General features: G+C 72.7%; 15 protein-coding genes and 1 pseudogene. 6 read left to right on the top strand and 10 right to left on the bottom strand.

Annotation, left to right across the window (positions count from 1 at the left end):
• Positions 1-180: pseudogene (locus ACWER9_RS18840) on the bottom strand (hypothetical protein); the annotation flags it as partial.
• Between the two features lie 93 nt (positions 181-273).
• On the opposite strand from ACWER9_RS18840, the gene ACWER9_RS18845 reads away from it, so the two are divergent.
• Complete coding sequence (locus ACWER9_RS18845) at positions 274-1,143, top strand: DUF4397 domain-containing protein (protein ID WP_452303049.1); 870 nt, start codon at positions 274-276, stop codon at positions 1,141-1,143.
• A complete protein-coding gene (locus tag ACWER9_RS18850) occupies positions 1,140-1,817 on the top strand; it encodes a class F sortase (RefSeq protein ID WP_452303050.1) in 678 nt (225 codons plus the stop codon). Before ACWER9_RS18845 ends, ACWER9_RS18850 begins: the two co-directional genes overlap by 4 nt.
• 29 nt (positions 1,818-1,846) lie before the next feature.
• Here ACWER9_RS18850 and ACWER9_RS18855 read toward each other — a convergent pair whose 3' ends face one another.
• The 5 genes from ACWER9_RS18855 to ACWER9_RS18875 form a co-directional block, all read right to left on the bottom strand.
• On the bottom strand, positions 1,847-2,197 hold the full coding sequence (locus ACWER9_RS18855; protein ID WP_452303051.1) for a DUF2203 family protein: 351 nt from the start codon (positions 2,195-2,197) through the stop codon (positions 1,847-1,849).
• Positions 2,198-2,266: 69 nt separating this feature from the next.
• Complete coding sequence (gene proC / locus ACWER9_RS18860; protein WP_238661521.1) at positions 2,267-3,085, bottom strand: pyrroline-5-carboxylate reductase; 819 nt, start codon at positions 3,083-3,085, stop codon at positions 2,267-2,269.
• A 72-nt stretch (positions 3,086-3,157) separates the two neighbouring features.
• Entirely contained in the window at positions 3,158-4,186 is a 1,029-nt protein-coding gene (locus ACWER9_RS18865; protein ID WP_145779688.1) for a 6-phosphofructokinase, read from the bottom strand.
• 162 nt (positions 4,187-4,348) lie between these two features.
• On the bottom strand, positions 4,349-4,852 hold the full coding sequence (locus ACWER9_RS18870; protein WP_452303052.1) for a pyridoxamine 5'-phosphate oxidase family protein: 504 nt from the start codon (positions 4,850-4,852) through the stop codon (positions 4,349-4,351).
• A 78-nt stretch (positions 4,853-4,930) separates the two neighbouring features.
• A complete protein-coding gene (locus tag ACWER9_RS18875) occupies positions 4,931-5,428 on the bottom strand; it encodes a polyadenylate-specific 3'-exoribonuclease AS (RefSeq protein WP_452303099.1) in 498 nt (165 codons plus the stop codon).
• A 271-nt stretch (positions 5,429-5,699) separates the two neighbouring features.
• Between ACWER9_RS18875 and ACWER9_RS18880 the strand changes: the two genes are divergently transcribed.
• On the top strand, positions 5,700-6,392 hold the full coding sequence (locus ACWER9_RS18880) for a Crp/Fnr family transcriptional regulator (protein ID WP_091407574.1): 693 nt from the start codon (positions 5,700-5,702) through the stop codon (positions 6,390-6,392).
• A gap of 176 nt (positions 6,393-6,568) precedes the next feature.
• Here the strand turns inward: ACWER9_RS18880 and ACWER9_RS18885 are convergent, their stop codons facing one another.
• Positions 6,569-6,826 carry a hypothetical protein gene (locus ACWER9_RS18885; RefSeq protein ID WP_452303053.1) on the bottom strand — a complete coding sequence of 86 codons (258 nt, stop codon included), beginning with the start codon at positions 6,824-6,826 and terminating at the stop codon, positions 6,569-6,571.
• Between the two features lie 131 nt (positions 6,827-6,957).
• Here ACWER9_RS18885 and ACWER9_RS18890 point away from each other — a divergent pair, with 131 nt between their 5' ends.
• On the top strand, positions 6,958-10,455 hold the full coding sequence (locus ACWER9_RS18890; protein WP_452303100.1) for an AAA family ATPase: 3,498 nt from the start codon (positions 6,958-6,960) through the stop codon (positions 10,453-10,455).
• Between the two features lie 26 nt (positions 10,456-10,481).
• Here ACWER9_RS18890 and ACWER9_RS18895 read toward each other — a convergent pair whose 3' ends face one another.
• Entirely contained in the window at positions 10,482-11,174 is a 693-nt protein-coding gene (locus ACWER9_RS18895) for a lysophospholipid acyltransferase family protein (protein ID WP_452303054.1), read from the bottom strand.
• A gap of 393 nt (positions 11,175-11,567) precedes the next feature.
• Between ACWER9_RS18895 and ACWER9_RS18900 the strand changes: the two genes are divergently transcribed.
• Positions 11,568-12,419, top strand: coding sequence for a DUF308 domain-containing protein (locus tag ACWER9_RS18900; RefSeq protein ID WP_452303055.1), 852 nt, complete (start codon positions 11,568-11,570; stop codon positions 12,417-12,419).
• 158 nt (positions 12,420-12,577) lie between these two features.
• Entirely contained in the window at positions 12,578-14,074 is a 1,497-nt protein-coding gene (locus ACWER9_RS18905; RefSeq protein ID WP_452303056.1) for an alpha,alpha-trehalose-phosphate synthase (UDP-forming), read from the top strand.
• A gap of 18 nt (positions 14,075-14,092) precedes the next feature.
• On the opposite strand, the gene ACWER9_RS18910 is transcribed toward ACWER9_RS18905, so the two are convergent.
• Together ACWER9_RS18910 and ACWER9_RS18915 are read right to left on the bottom strand one after the other, a co-directional pair.
• The gene (locus tag ACWER9_RS18910; protein WP_452303101.1) at positions 14,093-14,887 is read right to left on the bottom strand and encodes an alpha/beta hydrolase; all 795 of its coding nucleotides are present in this window, start codon (positions 14,885-14,887) and stop codon (positions 14,093-14,095) included.
• A 49-nt stretch (positions 14,888-14,936) separates the two neighbouring features.
• Entirely contained in the window at positions 14,937-16,343 is a 1,407-nt protein-coding gene (locus tag ACWER9_RS18915; RefSeq protein WP_452303057.1) for a flavin-containing monooxygenase, read from the bottom strand.

A 16,343-nucleotide genomic window follows, 5' to 3' on the forward strand; every position in this document is an offset into this window, starting at 1 on the left:
CAGAAGCGGCGGAGCAGGGTGGTTGCCCTTGGAGATGACCGCGGCCCGCTCGGGCAGGCCGGCCTTCTTCGTGGCGGCGATGATGGCCTTGACGTTGGCGGTCTGCTCGTCGGTGAGCGCGGGGGCGCGGGGGCGCAGGCCGGGCGCGGGGGCGCAGGGGTACGGCGGGGTGAGCGACAAAACATCGCCGTGGCAACTTGCGTCGTAGTCCTGTTCACGGGACCCTGTTCCCTGGGTTGCCGCCCGCTCACCGAACGTGCCCCCGGAGGCGACATGCACACGTTCCGTACCGTGCCCCGCCGGCTGTTGGCCGGCTCCGGCGCGCTCCTGCTCGGCACCGCCCTCGCCACCGCCGCCATTCCGATTCCGGCGAGCGCCGCGACCGGCGCGGACACCGTCGGATACGTCCGGCTCGCGCACCTCTCCCCGGACACGCCGGCGGTGGACGTCTACCTGGCCGCGCCGGGCACGGCGAAGCCGCAGGTCTTCCCCGGGGTCGGTTACGGCGTGGTCTCCGACTACCTCGAACTCGCGCCGGGCCGGTACGCGGTGGCCATGCGCGAGGCCGGCGCCCCCGCCAGCGACCCCCCGGTGCTGACCACCGAGGTCGCGGTGACCAGCGGCGACGCCTACACGGTGGCAGGCGTCGGCCGGCACGCCGACCTCGGTCTGCGGGTGCTCAACGACGATCTCAGCGCCCCCACCGACGGCCGCGCCAAGGTGCGGGTCGTGCAGGCTTCCGTGCGTACCCCGGTGCTCGACGTGGCCGCCGCCGACGGCCCGGTGATCGCCGACGGGGTGCAGTTCGCCACCACGACCGACTACCAGCAGGTCGAGCCGGGGAGTTGGCGGCTGAAGCTCACGGGTGCCGGCGGTCCGAGCGCCGACGCCGAGGTGCGGCTCACCGGCGGCGCGGTCTACTCACTGCTGGTGCTCGACGCGAGGCAGGGCGGGCTCACCGCCGAGCTGCGTCGCGACGCCGAGGGCGGCACCGTCGTCCCGGCCGGCGGGGTGGACACCGGCGCTGGTGGCACCGCCGGGGCGGGCCTCGACGCGTACCCCCTGGTGGCCGGCGGTCTGGCCGCGGCGGCCGGCGCGGTGGCCCTGCTGCTCTGGCGTCGGCGGCGGCGCACCACCTGGTGAGCGCCGGGCCGGATCTGTCGATCCGGCGGCACCGGGACCGCCGGGTGCCGCTGGCCGCGCTTGTCGCGGCCGGCGCGGCGGTCTGCCTGGCCGCCGGCACCGGGGTCGGGCTCGCCACCACCGGCCCACCGCCGCCGGGGGCGAGCTGGCACCCCGGCTGCGGCGACGACTGCCCGGCGGTGGCCGCCGCGCCCGCGCCACACGGTCCACCCACGCGGGTACGCGTAACGCGCATCGGCGTCGACTCACCGCTCACCGTGCTGGGTCTGGACCGCGCGGGTGCGCTTGTTCCGCCGACCGACTTCGACACCGCCGGCTGGTACGGCGGCGGTCCGGCCCCGGGCGACACCGGCCCGGCCGTCCTCGCCGGGCATCTGGACTCGCGACGCGGCCCGGCGGTCTTCGCCCGGCTCGGCGAGCTACGGCCCGGCGACCTCGTGGAGGTGTGGCGCGGCGGGCAGCGGTTGTCGTTCCGGGTGACCGGGTCGCTGCGGACCCGCAAGGCCCAGTTTCCGACGGCCGTGGTCTACGGGCCGACGCCCGGCGCGGAGCTGCGCCTGGTCACCTGCGGGGGCGACTTCGACCGGCGGCGGGGTCACTACGTCGACAACGTGGTGGTGTTCGCGGTGACCGCGACCCCCGGCCCGGTCCTGCCGTCGTCCGCAGCAGGCTGAGCCGCGCGCGGGGCGTGGGGGCGTGGGTGTCAGAGGGGGCGGCGGCCGGCGAAGCCGCACTCGGCCCGGTGGTACCAGCGCACGTCGGAGTCGCCCTCCAACCAGCACCAGAGCACGGCGCGGCCGGCCCGCTCGCCGGGGAAGTCCAGCAGCACCGGGGCGATGCCCTTGACCTGGATGTCGTGCTGGTGCAACTCGTCGACGACGGCGTGCAGCCGGGCCTCCAGCGCCTTGACCTCAGCCAGGCCGCCGAGCGCGCTCACGCCGTGGTCGGCCAGGTCGACGCGCAACTCGGCCAGGTCGGCCCGGACCCGGACCAACTCGTCGACGCGCGGCTGCAGAGTGGCCACCAGGTGCCGGGCCTGGGCGAGTGTGAACACCGGGCCAGTATGCGGCACGCTCGGCTCCGCGACGTGCCCGGACCGTTCCGGTGCGCTGCCCGCAAACGCTCAGTCGGCCTGTGCCGCCAGCTCGCGGGCGCGATCGCGGGCGGCCTCCAGCGCGGCGAGCAGCGCCGCGCGGACGCCGTGCTTCTCCAACTCACGGATCGCGGAGATGGTGGTGCCGGCCGGCGAGGTGACCGCCTCGCGCAGCTTGACCGGGTGCTCGCCGGAGTCGCGCAGCATCACCGCCGACCCGATCGCGGTCTGCACGATCAACTCGTGCGCCACCTGGCGGGGTAGCCCGAGCAGGATCCCCGCGTCGATCATGGCTTCGACCAGGAGGTAGAAGTAGGCCGGGCCGGAGCCGGAGAGCGCGGTGACCGCGTCCTGCTGCGACTCGGGCACCCGGATCGTCTGGCCGAGCGGCTTGAACATCTCCTCGGCCAAGGTCAGGTGCGCCCCGGTGGCGTACGCGCCGGCGGAGATCGCGGTCATCGCCTCGTCGACCAGGGCCGGGGTGTTTGTCATCACCCGCACCACCGGGGTGCCGTCGGGCAGCCGGCGGCTGAAGAAGCTTGTGGGCAGACCGGCGCAGAGCGAGATGACGAGCTTGTCGGCCGGCACCTTGGGGCCGATCTCGTCGAGCAGCGCGGCGGCGTCCTGCGGTTTCACCGAGACCGCGAGCACCGCCGCCTCGTCCACCGCGGTCAGGTTGTCGACCACCCGTACGCCGTAGCGGGCGGTCAGCTCCTCGGCGCGGGCGGGTCGGCGGGCGGTGGCCAGCAGCCGGTCGACCGGCCACCCTGAGCGCAGGAGCCCGGAGAGCATCAGCTCACCGATCTTGCCCGCGCCGATCACCGCGACCGTGTGCACTCCGGCGGACATGTCGGCCCGTACCCCCTCGCCTTGGGTCGCGACGCGGCGGACCCGCAGGCCCGCCGCGCCGCCGACGATCGATCAGCTGCCGAAGAAGACCTCGGCCTCGGCGTACCGCTCCAGCGGCACGGTCTTCAGCTCGCGGGTCGCGTCCGCGAGGGGCACCCGGACGATGTCGGTGCTCTGCATCGCGACCATCTTGCCCCAGTCACCGTCGTTGACGGCGTCGATGGCCTGCAGGCCCAGGCGGGTGGCGAGCACCCGGTCGAAGGCGGTCGGGGTGCCGCCGCGCTGGATGTGGCCCAGCACCACGGTGCGGGCCTCCTTGCCGGTCTTGGCCTCCAGCTGCTCGGCGAGCCACTGGCCGATGCCGCCAAGGCGGACGTGGCCGAACGAGTCGAGCTCCTGGTTGGCGAGGACCATCTGGCCGTCGAGCGGCTGGGCGCCCTCGGCGACCACGACGATCGGGGCGTACTGGTGCTGGAAGCGCTTCTCGACGTAGCCGGCCACCTGGTCGACGTCGAACTGACGCTCGGGCAGCAGGATCACGTTGGCGCCACCGGCGAGGCCGGCGTGCAGGGCGATCCAGCCGGCGTGCCGGCCCATCACCTCGACGACCAGGGTGCGGTGGTGGCTCTCCGCGGTGGTGTGGAGGCGGTCGATGGCCTCCATCGCGATGTTGACCGCGGTGTCGAAGCCGAAGGTGTAGTCGGTGGCGCCGAGGTCGTTGTCGATCGTCTTCGGCACGCCGACGACCTGCACGCCAAGCTCGTAGAGCTTGGTGGCCACGCCGAGGGTGTCCTCGCCGCCGATCGCGATCAGCGCGTCCACGCCCTGCTCGGCGAGGTTGTCCTTGATCCGCTCGACGCCGTTCTCGATCTTGAACGGGTTGGTCCGGGACGAGCCGAGGATGGTGCCGCCGCGGGGCAGGATGCCGCGGACGTCGGCGATCCCCAGGGGCCGGGACAGACCCTCGAGCGGGCCCTTCCAGCCGTCCCGGAAGCCCACGAACTCGTGACCGTAAGTGGCGACGCCCTTGCGGACCACCGCCCGGATGACCGCGTTGAGACCGGGGCAGTCCCCGCCGCCGGTGAGCACGCCGATACGCATGATCCGCTCATCCTCCTGGAGCATCAGGTAAAGCCCGATATGCCCCAGGATATGTGTCAGGTCAGACCATCGGCGCCGTTGCCGGCCCGGGGCGGGCCGTCACTGCGCACTGTAGTCGGCCCGCCGGTGCGGCGACAGCGCGCCCCGGGCACCCACCCCCGGTCAGTAGGTCACCTCGTGGTTCTCGCCGACGTTCGGTGGCCGGCCGGTGACCGCCGCCTTCGCGTAGCCGAGCAGGTTCACCACCGTGCTGCTCGGCGAGTCCCAGTACTCGGCGGAGCTGGTGTGCACCTTGATCAACGTGAGCCCCGGGGTGTCCAGCCCGTCGGGGAACCACGCCTTGAGCAACGGGCTCCACAACTCGTCGGCGCGGGCCCGGTCGAACCCCTCGGTGGCGGTGCCGGAGATCGACACCCAGGCATTGTGCTTCTGGTCCGAGAAGGCGACGTTGACCTCCGGGTTCACCCGGATCTGGCGGACCTTGGCCGAGTCGGCGGAGGCGAAGAACCAGAGGTCACCGTCGAACTCGGCCTCCTGGAGCCCCATCGGTCGACTCACCTGCCGCCCGTCCAGAGCGGTCGTGGTGAGCATGCAGATCCGCGCGGCCCGGGCCAGCTCGGTGACCCGGGCGCGCGCCTGCGCTGCGCTGGTCGGCTGGTGACTCATGGCAATCCCCCTCGGCTCGGCTGATCGAACCGTTGCCCGGGACAGAACCGGTCAAACCTACGATGGCGTGCCCGCCACTCAGCGGGCCGTCATCGCCCGCCAGCGGGCCAGGTTGTGCCGGGCGTCGACGAGCGCGTCGTGCCGGGCCGCGTCCGCGTCCGGCAGGGTCGGCCTACCACTGTCGTCCCAGAGCTGCCGCAGCTCCTTGGTGAAGCGGGGAATCTCCCGGGGCAGCGCCGGCATCGCACCCCAGAGCTGGGCGAGCACCACGTGGTCGTACGCGGCGAACCACGCCCACAGCTCCAACTGCTCCCCCGGCCGGTCCCGGATCGGCTCGACCAGGAAGTCGTACAGATCGTCGCGGATGCGCTCACGCGAGCGCCAGGACCGGTCCGCCGGCGAGGGCAGCTTGTCCAGCACGTTGCGCCGGACCCAGGGCACGGCGCGGGAGTCGTCGAACTCGGTGGAGACCGCGTAGAACTCGCGGCCGTACTCGTCGACGACACCGATCGAGACGAGGTCGACGGTCGTGCCGTCCTCGATGAACTCGCAGTCGTAGAAGTAGCGGTAGACCATTCCGGGCATCTTCGCCCACCGCCCTCCGGCGGCGCCCGGCGGGGCCCGATCGGAGGTGGGCCGAGCCGTGGCGACACCTCGTGAACGGCACATCGCAGCCCGTGACGGTCACGGAAGTGCTTCGAGGGGTGTACAGCAAGCGACCGGACCGTCATGATCTGATGTGTACCGCTACCGGACGCCGAATCGGTGTCAGTTCACCTTGTCGGGGCCCATCAGGTTCGCCCGGTGAGCGAGTTGTGTGGTCCATGACCGGGGGAGGGGTTGGGTCGTGGAGGTTCGCCTGCCAGAGCCGGGTGACGCGCTCACGGGTGTCGAGATGTTCGCTGGGCTGGAGCCCGAGGTGCGGCAGCGCGTCATCGCCGCCGCCGTTCCGCGTACCTACCGCAAGGGCCAACTGCTCTTCGTGGAGAACGACCCCGGCGAATCGCTGATCGTGCTGCGCCGTGGCGCGGTGGCCGTGTTCCGCACGGCACCCACCGGCGAGCGGGCCGTGCTGTCGGTTATCCGTCCACCGGACGTGCTCGGCGAGGTCTCCCTGCTCGACGCGTCCACGCGGTCCGCGTCGGCGGAGGCCATCGAGGACTGCGCGGCGCTGGCGCTCTCACGCGGCGCGTTCATGGAGTTGGTGCACTCCAACCCCCGCATCCTGGACGCGGTGATGCGCTCACTGGGCGGGCTGATCCGCCGGCTCACCGAGCAGAACGCCGACCACGTCTTCCTCGACCTGCCCGGCCGAGTGGCGAAGACGCTTGTGCGGTTGGCCGGCGAGAGCCAGGCACCGATGATCACGATCGAGCTCAACCAGAGCCAACTGGCCGAAATGGCCGGTGGTTCCCGGCAGAGCGTCAACCAGGCCATCGGCTCGTTCGCGAGCCGTGGCTGGCTGCGCACCGAGGGCCGCCGGATCGTGGTGACCGACGTGGCCGCGCTGCGCCGCCGCGCCGGCATGGCCGATCGCTGACCGACCGGCCGCCCCGTCGCCGACCGCTCTCCGGTGTGGACGCGCATCACCCTCGCCGGTATGCCGAGCCGTGCGCACGGCTGATGCCGGCTGCCACCGGCAACCGGCATCAACGAATGTGCGGACCGAACGGGTGCGGTCAGCGGACCGGGGGCCCGCCCACCGCACCCGGGCGATCAGTTCTTCGAACTGTCGGCCGGCGGCGCGCCCGGCCCCGGACCGATCTTCTTCGGGTCGGTCGGCTTACCAGCCGTGGACGTGCTCGACGAGGTGGTCGTGGTCTCCCCCGACCCGCCCGACTGACCCTCAGGCTCTTCCACCATGCCCTGCTCCTCCAGTTCGGCGAGAGTGACCGCATCGACATCAATCGTGTCGCCCGGAGCCCACAGCGTGCCCCCCGGATCGGTCCACGAGGCGGACAGTCGTACCTGCACGGCACTCTCCCTGACGTGAAACTTCCTGGTACGGAACACTAACCCCGACCGATCGATGGCGTTGCCCGTCCGCACGTCGGGTACCCGACTTGGCGGTCTGGACGCGATACTGACCTCTTTCGCCCACGGAGCTGAACATCGACCTCAAGTGTGGACACTGCGCACGCGCGGCCGGGCCGGACGACCGCTTCTGCGGCGGGTGTGGCCAGCCGCTCGGGGTCAACTGCGCGCACTGCGGGCACGCCAACAGCACCGAGGTCAACTTCTGCACCAGCTGCGGGCAACCGCTGCGGGACCACGTCGTCGTGGTGCAGGAGGACCGCCGTCAGGTGAGCGTGCTCTTCATCGACATCGTGGACTTCACCAGGTACGCGGAGCGGGCCGACCCGGAGCAGGCCCGCAGTCTGCAGCAGGCCTACTTCGCCACGGTGCGCCGGATCGTGCACCAGTACGGCGGGGTGGTCGAGAAGTACATCGGCGACGCGGCGATGGCGCTGTTCGGCGCGCCGGTGGCCACCGACAACGACGCGCTGCGGTGTGTCCGCGCCGGCCTGGAGCTGCAACGGAACCTGGCCCGTCAGCCCGCCGGCCCACAGCCGCCGCTCGGCTTCCGGGTCGGCATCGCGACCGGTGAAGCCCTGGTCGATCTTTCCGCCGCCCGTGACGGTGGGCAGGCCTTCGTCACCGGAGACGTCGTCAACACGGCCTCCCGCCTCCAGGCGTTCGCCCCGTCGGGCGGTGTCGTCGTCGACGAGAGCACCTGGTCGGCCACCCGACACGAGATGGAGTACGCCGACCAGCCACCTGTCACGCTGCGCGGCCGCTCCGCGGTGAGCCGGATCTGGCTGGCCATCCAGGTGCGACCCAACCGGGACCCGCGCGCCGCCGAGCTGACGCCGATGGTGGACCGCGAGCACGAGCGCGGCCTGCTTGTCAACGCGCTGCACCGGATGGTGACCGAGCGGACCTCCCAGTTGGTGACGGTGTTCGGCCCCGCCGGTGTGGGCAAGAGTCGGCTGCTGCGCGAGCTGGCCCGGCACGCCGGCAGCCTGCCCGGCCCGCCGATCACCTGGCTCGTCGGGCAGTGCCCGCCGTTCGGCGAGAACGTCACCTGGGCCGCGTTGTCGGACATCGTGAAGACCTGGGTGGGTGTGCCGGAGGTCGACGACCCGGTCGCGCTACGCGAACGGCTGCGGGCCCGCCTGGGGCAGCTGGCCGACCCGCACGCGACCCGGCTGGCCGAGGCGCTCGGGCCGCTGATCGGCGTACCCGGCGAACGACTCACCCCCGGTGAGACCGAGGCCGCCTGGCGGCGGTTCCTGCTCGCCCTGGCCGCCACCGGCCCGACCGTGCTGGTCTTCGAGGACATGCACTGGGCGGACCAGGCGATGCTCGCCTTCGTCGAGCAGTTGGGCGCGTCAGCGCGCGGCGTACCGCTGCTTGTCGTCGCGACCGCCCGGCCCGAGCTGCGGGAACGGAACCCGGCCTGGACCGGCACGATCAGTGGCGCGATGTCCATCTCGGTGCCGCCGATGCACGACACCGACATCGACACGCTCTACTCGCTGCTGCTCGGGCAGTCGACGCTGCCCTCCAGCTCGCGTACCCCGCTCATCGAGTTCGCCGACGGCAACCCGCTCTACGCCCAGGAGTACGCCCGGATGCTGCTTGACGGCGGCCTGCTCGACGCGGTCGGTACGGCCGTCCGCGCCGATCTCGACGGTGGCGCGGAGATGCCGCGCACCGTGCAGGCGGTCATCGCCAACCGGCTCGACCTGCTGGACTCGGCCGACCGGGCGGTGCTCCAGGCCGCCGCCGTGGTCGGCGTGGTGTTCTGGGCGGCCCCGGTCGCGATGGCGCTGGGGCGGCCGGTGGAGTGGGTGGAGCGGGCGCTGGACCGCCTGCAACGGCGCGACCTGGTGTACGAGCAGAGCACGTCGACGATGCCTGGTCAGTCCGAGTACCGGTTCCGGCACATCCTGGTGCGCGACGTCTGCTACCAACGGCTGCCCAGGGCCGAGCGGGTGCTGCGCCACCAACGCACCGCCGACTGGATGGCCCAGCTCACCGATGGCCGGCAGTACGACCTGGCCGAGGTGCTGGCGAACCACCGCTGGGCGGCGCACGAGATCGCCCGGACCGTCGGGTTGGACACCGCGCCCTACGCTCCGGCGGCGCGGGCCGCGCTGCACCGGGCGGCCCGCCGGGCGTACGAGCTGCACGCGCTGGACACCGCCGCCGCGCTTGTCGGCCGGGCACTGGCGATGGACGTCGGGCCGGACCCGGCGTTGGACCTCTTCGAGGCCGAGCTGGCGTTCTACCGGGACGGGGACGCGTTCCTGGTGGCCGGGGGCACGGACACCCTGACCCGGCTGGCCGAGCGGCTCTCCGCGAGCGGCGACCGGACGGGGGCGGCGCGCGCCTGGACGCTGCTCGCCACCGCCGCGTGGAGCCGGGCCGACCGTTCGGCGACGTTGCACTGCCTGGACCAGGCGATCGGCATCTACGGCGACCTACCGGACAGCCAGGAGAAGGCGGGTGCCCTGCTGGAGTTGGCCCGGGTGCACATGTTGAACGCGGAGACCGACCCGGCGTGCACCGCGGCGCGGGCGGCGGCGTCCCTCGCCGAGCGACTCCAGCTGCGCGAGGTCCAGGCCAACGCGCGGATCACCCTGGCCGTGGCGCGCTACCTGGCCGGCTCCGACTCGGCGTTCCCGGAGCTGGCGGAGGTGACCGAGCACTGCCGGGTGGAACGGTTGACCAGCCGACGCCGGGCGGTGCAGAACCTGGCCTGGGCCTTGCAGGAGGAGGGCGACCTGGCCGGCTCGGCCCGGTTGGTCGACGAGCAGCTCACCCTCGACCTGGGTGGCGAGCACAGCCTGGCCACCAGCTTCGCCGACAAGTGGGCACGGTCGTACTACGCGGGTGACTGGACGGCGGCGCTGGCGATGGCGGCGGAGTCGACCCAACGACCGACCGCGGAGTGGGACCTGCACATCGTGGCGGTCTCGGGCTGGATGCGCGGGCTGGCCGGAGCCGAGCCGCTCGCCACCACCGGGCGGGACGGCACCGCGGCGGCGGACACGACGGGTGCGGATCTGGTCGAGCAGGCGCTTGTCGCGGCGCGGCGCACCGGGTTCCACCGGGTGCTGCGCTCCACCCTGGCGCACGCCGCCCTGTGCCGGGCGGTGCAGGGCCGCCGCGACGAGGCGATGGCGCTGCTCACCGAGCTGGACGAGGACTGGCAACGGACCCGGATGATTCCGTTCGCGGAGTGGGTGCCGGCCGTCGGGCACGTCGCCGGGGTGCTCGGCGCGGATGCGGCCCGGCTGGTCCGCCAGATGCTCGATCGGGCGCCCCGGATGACCCCGTGGGCGCACGCCGCCGCCCAGGTCGCCGACGCCACGCTGGCTCGGCACGACGGGGATGCCGCGACAGCTGCGGGCCTGCTGCGCTCGTCGGCGGCGAGCTACGCCCGGATGACCGACGTGACCGACGAGGTGATCACACTGGCGCTTGCCGTCGGCCCCCTGGCCGGGACCGACCCGCCCGCCGCCGCGGCGACCCGCGCCCGCCTGCACGACTTCGCCACCCGCCACCACGCCCCCACCCTGCTCCACCTGCCCTGAGCCGGCCGACCGGCCCGGCCGGCGGGTCAGGCGGCAAGCGGCGTCGGCACGGGCTGCTTGAGCTTCTGGGCGTAGGTGTCGACGTACTCCCGACCGGAGAGCTCCATCAACTCGTACATGATCTCGTCGGTGACCGCGCGCTCCACGAACCGGTCGCCGGCCAGGCCGGCGTAGCGGGAGAAGTCCAGCGGCGCACCGAACCGGATCCGTACCCGGTCGACCTTGGGGATGAGCTTGCCCGGTGGCTGGATCTCGTCGGCGTTGAGCATCGCCACCGGCACCACCACCGCGCCGCTCTCCAGGGCGAGCCGGGCCACCCCGGTCTTGCCCCGGTAGAGCCGCCCGTCCGGCGAGCGGGTGCCCTCGGGGTAGATGCCTGCCACTCCCCCGGCGCGTAGCACCTGCAACTGGGTGTCCAGGGCCGCGCGCGCGGCCTGGCCGCCCGAGCGGTCCACCGGGATCGTGCCGGTGCCGACGAAGAACATCTTGGTCAGCCAGCCCTTGATCCCCTTGCCGGTGAAGTACTCGGCCTTGGCGACGAAGGTGACCTTCCGGGCGGTGATCAACGGTGTGAAGATCGAGTCGGAGAAGGAGAGGTGGTTGCTGGCCAGGATCACCGGGCCGGTCGCCGGCACGTGGTGCAGGCCCTCCACCTGCGGGCGGAAGATCAGCTTGAGCAGCGGACCGAGAATGACGTACTTCAGCAGCCAGTAGAGCACCGGCGTCCTTTCCCGTGGTGGGCCCGCGACAGCGCCCGCCGTCGTCGCCGACGAGCCTACGAAGCGAGCGCTCGCACCACAACGGACGAAGCCCTTGGCACCCATCGGCGGTCACCGCTGCCGCGCCATTCCGGGTCGCTGGCAGGTCAGCGGGGCGACGCTCGGCGTGTCGCGGCGCTCGACGTCAATGAGCGCCGAGATCGCACGTGTCGCGCAAGAACGGACAAAGGTGCCCGGTCGCGACCTGCGGGAGCAGCCGTGACTTTGGAAGACGCGACACAACGCACTCCCGGAACCATGCCCTGACGTGTCACGATTCAGAGCACGGCGTGCGGACGGGCGTCGAAGGGCAGAGGTGGCCGCGCCGGAAGGCGCGTTAAGGGGGATGTCCGGGTGTCAGCGGGTGGGGCCCGCCGGGGACGGCGGGACAACGGGCTCGACGCGAACGAGTACGCCGTCGTCGGCGACGTCGATCCGCGCGTCGGTGAGCACCTGCTCGACGTGCTGGCCGCCGGTGGGATAGCCGCCTACCTCCAGCCCTCCGCCGACCTCAACCCGGTCACCCGCACCACCACCGTGCCGGCCCGGCCGGTCGACCGGCTCTACGTCGACCGCTCACACCTGACCACCGCTCGGGACTACCTGGCCCAACTCGCCGACGAGGGCGCCCCGGAGCAGCCGCCGGCCCGCGACGAACCGGACATCGACGCCGAGTGGGCACGGATCGTTGCAGGCTTCCACACCACCTCCACCCCCGGTGACCACCCGTGGCCGGCTTCGGAGGACGTGGACGAACGAGACGTACGGGACGAGCCGACCGCTGGGCCGCTGGCCCGCTCCGGTGCCGACGAGCCCGGTCCGACCGCCACCGACGTCCGCCGGCTGCCGTCGGCCACGGACATCTCCGGGATCTCCGTGGGCCGGGGCACCCGACCGGACGAGCCCTCGCTGCTCGACGGGCTGGACACCTTCGGCGCCGACCTGCCCGACGATGAGGACGACGAGGGTTACCACCCACCGCCGCCGCCACCGCTGCCCCGGGTCAGCAAGTACGCGGTGATCGGCGTGCTCGGGGTGGTCGTCGGGTTCGCGCTGTTCCTCTTCCCGTGGCTGCTTCCGATCGACCGCTCGGCGGTCACGCTCTTCGGGTTCACCGGCATCCTGGCCGGTTTCGTCACGCTGATCTGGCGGCTACGCCCCGGCGACGAGGACGAGGACGACCCGGACAACGGCGCCGTCGTCTGAGGTCGGCCCGCATCCCGGGACAGCAGCGCCCCGCCGGTCGCGTAACAGTGGTGTAACTTACTGTCAGTAGGAATACCGCTGTACGTCACTTCCCCCGCTGACTGACCGGTTTTTCCTTGCTCGCGGCGGTCAGTCCTCTGCTGATCGGAATGCCCGAGATGCGACAGAGTTCTCTCGTGGTGGTGGCCAACCGCCTCCCCATCGACGACAACCAGGCCCCCGACGGTGCCTGCGAGTGGCGACGCAGCCCGGGTGGGCTGGTCAGCGCACTGCACCCGCTTCTGCGACACACCCCGGCGACCTGGGTCGGCTGGGCCGGTGGCACCGGGCCGGCACCCTTGCTGCCGGACGTGGACGGCGTGCGGATGCACACCGTCGCGCTCACCCCGGAAGACCTGCGCGACCACTACGAGGGGTTCGCCAACGCCACCCTCTGGCCGCTCTACCACGACGCGGTGGAGCAGCCGCAACACCACCGCCGCTGGTGGGAGGCGTACCAGCGGGTCAACCAGCGCTTCGCCGAGGCGACCGCCGAGGTGGCCGAGCCGGGTGGGGTGGTCTGGGTGCAGGATTACCACCTGCAACTGGTCCCCGGTCTGCTGCGCGCGCTCCGCCCGGACCTGCGCATCGGGTTCTTCCTGCACGTGCCGTTCCCGCCGCCGGAGCTCTTCATGCAACTGCCCCGCCGGGCCGAGTTGCTGCGCGGCATGCTCGGCGCCGATCTGGTCGGCTTCCAGCGGGTGCAGGCCGCGCACAACTTCGCCCAGCTGGTGACCCGGGTGCTGGAGCTGCCCGCCACCGACCGGCGGATCGGCATCGACGACCGGGTCGTCCGCATCGGCGCGTTCCCGGTCTCCATCGACACCGCCGAGATGGCCGCGCTCGCCGACCGCCCGGACGTGGCCGCGCGGGCCCACCGGCTCCGACAGGACCTCGGCGACCCCCGACAGGTCATCCTCAGTGTGGACCGGATGGATTACACCAAGGGCATCGAGCAGCGCCTCAAGGCGTACAGCGAGTTGCTCGCCAGCGGCGACGTCAAGGTCCGCGACACCGTGCTGGTGCAGGTCGCCATGCCGAGCCGGGAACGCGTCGGCCAGTACCAGATCCTGCGCGAGCGCATCGAGCGCGAGGTCGGCCGGATCAACGGCGAGTTCGGCCGGGTCGGCGAGCCGGCGATCCACTACCTCACCCAGCCCTTCGACCGGGCCGAGCTGGCCGCGCTCTACCGGGTCGCCGACGTGATGGCGGTGACCCCGTTGCGCGACGGGATGAACCTCGTCGCCAAGGAGTACGTGGCCGCGCGGGTCGACGACACGGGGGCGCTGCTGCTCAGCGAGTTCGCCGGCACCGCCGCCGAGCTGTCCCAGGCGTACCTGGTCAACCCGCACGACCTGGAAGGGCTCAAGCAGGGCCTGCGCGCCGCGCTGCGGGCCAGTCCGGCCGACACCACCACGCGGATGCAGGAAATGCGCGCCCACCTGCACCAGCACGACATCCGGGCCTGGGCCCGCTCCTACCTGCGCGCCCTGGATGAGGGTGGTGCCCTGGTCAGTCGCCTGACCAGCACCGACGCCGGCGCGGACGGCACCACTCGGGTGCCCCGGCCAGCCACCCCGACCGGCGACCCGGCCGTCCAGCAGGCCGGCGGCTGACCGCCGGCGGCCGGGCGTTCAGTGCGCTGCGGGCTCCTTCTCCAGCCAGTCCAGGATCGCGTCGATCGGCTCCGCCCACCGCGCGTCGAGCATCAGGTCGTGGCCCATCCCGGGGAAGAGCAGCGGCGCCGACCCGTACCGGCGGGCCACCCGGGTCAGTGTCGACGCCGGCACCACCCGGTCGTCGGGGCTGCCCAGCACCAGCACCGGGGGCGCGCCCACCGCCGGTTCGGCCTCCGGCTCACCGAGCAGCGCCCACTGCGCGCGCCGACCCGCCCGACCGAGGCGTCCCACGTACCGCCGGGCGTCCTCGTCGGGCAGCTCGCGGCTGAACAGCTGGCCCCGGTTGAGCCGCAGGGGGCCGCCGAACACCGCCGGCAGCGTGCCACCGGGGTTGCGGCGCAACGCCGCGCCCAGCACACCCCAACCGCCGAAGACCGGCGCCACCAGCACCGCGCCCCGCGCCGGGTAGCGGGCCAACGCGTGCGCCACCACCAGCGCCCCGGCGCCGTGCCCCACGAGCACCGCCTGCCGCGGCAGGCTCGCGGCCACCTGGACCACATCGTGGGCGTACGCCCGCAGTGTCGCCTCCGGCGCCGGCTCGCTGCCGCCGTGCCCCCGCAGGCTCACCGCGTACGCCGGGAACCCCCGCGACGCCGCGTGACCCAACCAGTGCTCGGCGAACGCCCAGGCGCCGTGCCCGAACCCGGGCACGAAGAGCAGTGGCGGACGCCCCTCCTCCAGCTGGGGGACCGCGCTGAGCACCTCCCGCCGGGCCGGCCGGACCGGGCGGGACCACTCCCGACCCCGCATGATCCGCAGCTCACTCACTGGTCTGCCTCTCGTTCGCGACGCCGGCGGCTCACTTGCCCTCCAACTCGACCAGGGCGCGCTGGATGGCGCGCAGGTAGTCGGCGTGCCCGACCTCGAACCAGTGTCGGCTGCTCTCCTTCACCGGCCCGGAGTACCGCTCCCCGGCCCGTTCGCGGACCCGAGACGCGAACGCCGTGGCCCGTTCCGGCCGGTCCCGACGGGCTCGCAGCAGTCGGGCGAAGAGCACCGTCTGCCAGTGCGACAGGGTGAACAGACCGGAGTCCGGTTGCAGCAGACCGGCGACCGCGAGCGTCGGGTGCCCCGGCGTGAACGCGTTGAGCCACAGGGTGGGCCGCCCGGCGCCCGCGCTGTCGGAGAACACCGACGCGTCGAGGAACTCGAAGCGCGGCAGGTAACCGGTGGCGAAGACGACCACCTCCGGGTCGATCTCCCGGCCGTCCGCCAGCTCCACGGCGTACGGGTGGAACCGGGCGATGTCCGGCACCGGGCCGATCCCGCCGTGGCCCACGTAGTAGACGAGCTGACTGTTCGCGATCGGGTGCGTCTCGTACACCCGGTGGTCGGGCTTGGGCAGGCCGAAGCGGGTGAGGTCGCCGACGGTCAGCCGCAGCGTCCAGTGGTAGAGCCACTGCCGCACCCGCAACGGCACCCGCAACGCCAACAGGGTGTCGTTGACCTGGTCGGCGGGGCGACCGAGCACGTACTTCGGCGCGTACCAGTACCCGCGCCGGGTGGAGTGCCAGCAGCGCGAGGCCTGCTGGGCGGCCTCGACGGCGATGTCGCAGCCGGTGTTGCCGGCGCCGACCACGAGCACCCGCTTGCCACGCAGCTGGGCCGGGTCCTTGTAGGACGAGGCGTGCATGATCTCGCCGCGGAACTCCTCCAGGCCCTCGTAGCGGGGCAGCTTCGGCGACCAGTTGTGGCCGTTGGCGATCACCACGGCGGCGTACCGGGCGGTGCGCTCGGGGCCGTACCCCCCGGTGGAGCGGGTGGTCACGTCCCACCGCTCCCCCGCGACGGGCTCGACCCGGATCACCTCGGTGCCGAACCAGATGTGCGAGCGCAGGTCGAAGTGGTCGGCGTACCGCTCGAAGTAGGACAGCAGCTGACCGTGGTGCGGGTAGTCCGGCCAGGAGTCCGGCATCGGAAAGTCGGGGAACTGGGTGAACGGCTTGGACGAGATCAGGTGGGTGCTGGCGTACACCGGGCTGCGGTCGTGCCGCCAGTTCCAGGCGCCGCCGACGCCCGTCTCCCGTTCGTAGCAGTCCACGCCGAACCCGTGCTCGCGCAGGTTCTTGATGGCCGTCAGGCCGCTGGCCCCGGCCCCGATGACGCAGACGGTGTCGCCCCGGTCGGAGACCGGGCGGCCGTCACTGCTCGCCGCGGGCGAGGTCGCCTCCGGGTCGGGCCGGCCGTGGTCGGTGGAGGTGGACAC

It is taken from the genome of Micromonospora sp. NPDC003944 (genome assembly GCF_053605225.1).